The organism is Pseudonocardia sp. D17, from assembly GCF_036984265.1.
GTDB classification, from domain to species: Bacteria; Actinomycetota; Actinomycetes; order Mycobacteriales; family Pseudonocardiaceae; genus Pseudonocardia; species Pseudonocardia benzenivorans.
This window is the reverse complement of record NZ_BPRG01000158.1, coordinates 7,260-10,695: the sequence shown is the minus strand read 5'-3', so window position 1 is coordinate 10,695 and position 3,436 is coordinate 7,260. Positions and strand designations below refer to the sequence as shown.

The following is a 3,436-nucleotide window of genomic DNA, read 5'->3' as shown; positions in this document are numbered from 1 at the left end:
TGATCCCCGATTCGACCCCGCCCGCCGGCCGGGTCCCGGCCGGCCGCCGGTGGGCCCGCCGCCACGGCCGCCGCGCCCGCAGCCGCCGGTCGGTCGGGGCGCGCCCCCGCCACCCGGTCGGCCCATGGGGGCGCCCCCGGCCCGGCCGGAGATGCCGCTGCTCACCCACGACGACATGATGCGGGGCGCCTCGCAGGAGGCGCACACCGTCGTCACGCCGCAGCGACCGCCCGCGCGCAGCGGCCCGGGTGGTCCCGGTGGCCCGCCCCGCGGCCCGGGTGGCCCCGGCGGTGGCGGCCGGGGCGGGGGCAAGGGTGACGAACCGCTGAGTCCCGAGGCCGCGCGCAAGCGGAGGTGGCGGCGCATCCGCCGGATCCTCTACGTCGCGGCGGGCGTGTTCATCCTCGGCCCGATCCTGGCGTTCGTCATCGGCTGGCTCGTCTTCCAGGTGCCCACGGCCGACGACGCGAAGATCACCCAGGTCGCGACGTTCACCTACGCCGACGGCAGCCCGCTGGCGACGGTCCGGCCCGACAACGTCAACCGCACCAACGTCACGCTGGACAAGGTCCCGCTGCAGGTCCGCCAGGCCGTGCTCGCGGCGGAGGACCGCTCCTTCTACAGCAACCCCGGCTTCGACATCACCGGCATCTTCCGGGCGGCATGGAGCCAGGTCACCGGCGGTATCGGTGGTGGCTCGACGATCACCCAGCAGTACATCAAGGTGTCCACGGGGCAGGACCAGTTCTCCCTGTGGCGCAAGTACCGGGAGGTCGTCCTCGCGGCGAAGATCTCCAAGGAGCAGTCCAAGGACCAGATCCTGGAGAACTACCTCAACGTCATCTACTGGGGCCGTGGCGCGTACGGCGTCCAGGCGGCGAGCCAGGCCTACTTCGGCAAGGACGTCCAGGACCTCACGGTGTCGGAGGGCGCGATGCTCGCCGGCATGATCCAGTCGCCGTCGCGCTGGGACCCGGCCAAGACGCCGGACAAGACGCTCGAGCGATGGAACTTCGTCCTCGACGGGATGGTCAGCCAGGGCTGGCTCTCGCCGGCCGACCGCGCCCAGGAGAAGTTCCCCGCCTGGAAGCAGCCCACCCCGACCGGTGGCGGCATCCCCGGCGACAGCCGCGGGCACATCTACAACCTGGTGCGCTCCGAGCTCGAAGCACGCGGGATCTCCGACGACGAGATCAACACCGAGGGCCTGACCATCACGACGACGATCGACCCGAAGCGCCAGCAGGACGCGATCAACGCCGCGCAGAAGGTCATGAAGGGCCAGCCGGGGAACCTGCGCTCGGCGCTGGTGTCGATCGACCCGAAGACGGGCGCCGTCGTCGCCTACTACGGCGGTGACAACGGCGTCGGGCTCGACTACGCGCAGGTGCTCAAGCAGCCGGGGTCGTCGTTCAAGCCCTTCGTGCTCGCCGCAGCGCTGCAGCAGCCCGACCCGATCGGGCTGGGGACGACCTACAACGGCTCGTCGCCCATGACGATCGCGGGCACCAAGGTGTCCAACTCCGAGGGCGTGAGCTGCGCGAACTGCTCGGTGAAGACGGCCATGACGCAGTCGATCAACACCGTCTTCTACCAGATGGCCGTCGAGATCGGCCCGCAGCGGGTCGCCGACGCGGCGCACCAGGCAGGCATCCCGAGCGACCTCCTGCCGACCCCCACGGGTGGTATCGCCCTGGGCGACAAGGAGGTCCACCCGATCGACATGGCGGCCGCGTACGCGACGTTCGCCGACGACGGGGTCCGGCACGACCCGTACCTGATCAGCAAGGTCACGGCCTCGGACGGGCGGGTCCTGTTCGACGTCGGGACCGTCCAGGGCACGACCGCGTTCCCCCAGCAGGTGGCGCGCAACGTGACCGAGTCGATGACCGACGTCGCGGCGTCGTCGTCGATCGCGCTGTCGGGCGGCCGCCCGGTCGCGGCCAAGACCGGTACCGTCCAGAGCTCGGTCGCCGGTCAGAACAACGACGCCTGGACCATCGGCTACACGCCGTCGCTCGTCACGGCCGTCTGGGTCGGCACCGACGACAACTCGCCGATCAAGAACTCGGCCGGCCGGCCGGTCTACGGCCGCATGCTGCCCGGCTCCATGTGGCAGCAGTACATGAACGCGGCGCTCAAGGGCACGCCCGTCGAGCAGTTCTCCAAGTCCGTCCCGATCGGCACGCCGCCGGTCTCCGATCAGCCGACCACCCAGCCGACCGCCGACAACTCGCCGGGCGACAACGGCGACTGGTACGACAACGGCGACGGTAACAGCAACCGCGGCAACGGGAACGGCAACGGCAACGGCGGCAACGGCAACGGCGGCAACGGCGGCCAGGGTGGTGGCGGCGGCCGTGGCGGTGGGGGCGGCGGTGGTGACGGCGGCGACGGTGGTGGTGGTGGCGGCGGCGGCGGCGGTGGTGGTGGCGGCGGCGACGGCGGCGACTGACGCCCGGCCCGCCCCGTGACCCCGACGTCCGCACCCGACGACGCCACCCGCACTGCCCGCGCGGAGGCGCCGGTGCCGGCACGCGTCGTCCCGAGCTGGACCGAGCCGATGGCGGCCACCGCGAGCAGGCTCGTCGGCGGCCCGCTCGGGCGGCACGCGATCGTGGGGCGCAGCCGCTTCTGGACGCCGTTGCGCGTCGTTCTGCTGTTCGCCGTCGTGGTGATGGCGCTGAGCTGGCTCGGCAAGTCGCCCTGCCTGCAGCAGTACCGCGCCGGGGACGGGTCGCTGGCGCTCGACTGGCGCAACGACCGTCAGTACGTCGCCATGTGCTACTCCGACACCGTCCCGCTCTACGGGCTCGAGGGCCTCGACCGGGGCTCGGTGCCCTACCGCGACGCATGGGTCGAGGGAGCGGGCACGCCGCAGGAGACGCTGCGCTACATGGAGTACCCCGTCGTCACGGGCTTCTTCCAGTGGTTCAACGCCCGGCTCACCGACGGCTGGCTCGCCCTCGCCGACACGATGCCGCTCCCGGTGGCGCTGCCGGTCGTCGTGTACTTCGACATCTCCGCGGCCTGGCTCGCGCTCGCATGGCTGGTCGTGGCGTGGGCGGTGTGCCGGCTGCGGCCGTCCCGCCCGTGGGACGCGACGCTCGTCGCCGTGTCGCCGCTGGTGCTCGTGCACCTGTTCACCAACTTCGACGCGCTCGCCGCCGCCTGCGCGACGGCCGGGATGCTGGCGCTCGCCCGCCGCAGACCGGTGCTCGCCGGGATCCTGATCGGGATCGGTGGCGCCGCGAAGCTCTACCCGCTGATGCTGCTGCTGCCGGTGCTGCTCGTCGGCATCCGGCGACGGGACGCCGGCGGGCTGAGACCGGCGGTCCGGACGATCGTCGCCGCGCTCGTCGCCTGGGCGGCGGTGAACCTCCCGGTCGCCCTGCTCTGGACGCCCGGCTGGTGGGAGTTCTTCCGGCTGAACCAG

2 protein-coding genes are annotated in these 3,436 nt (G+C 72.3%); both read left to right on the top strand.

What is annotated here, in order from left to right; all coding sequences use genetic code 11:
* Positions 1-124 precede the first annotated feature (124 nt).
* Positions 125-2,455, top strand: coding sequence for a transglycosylase domain-containing protein (locus PSD17_RS23415; RefSeq protein WP_339124521.1), 2,331 nt, complete (start codon positions 125-127; stop codon positions 2,453-2,455).
* A gap of 15 nt (positions 2,456-2,470) precedes the next feature.
* Positions 2,471-3,436: glycosyltransferase 87 family protein (locus tag PSD17_RS23410; RefSeq protein WP_445261035.1), on the top strand; the 966-nt coding region annotated here is incomplete at its 3' end.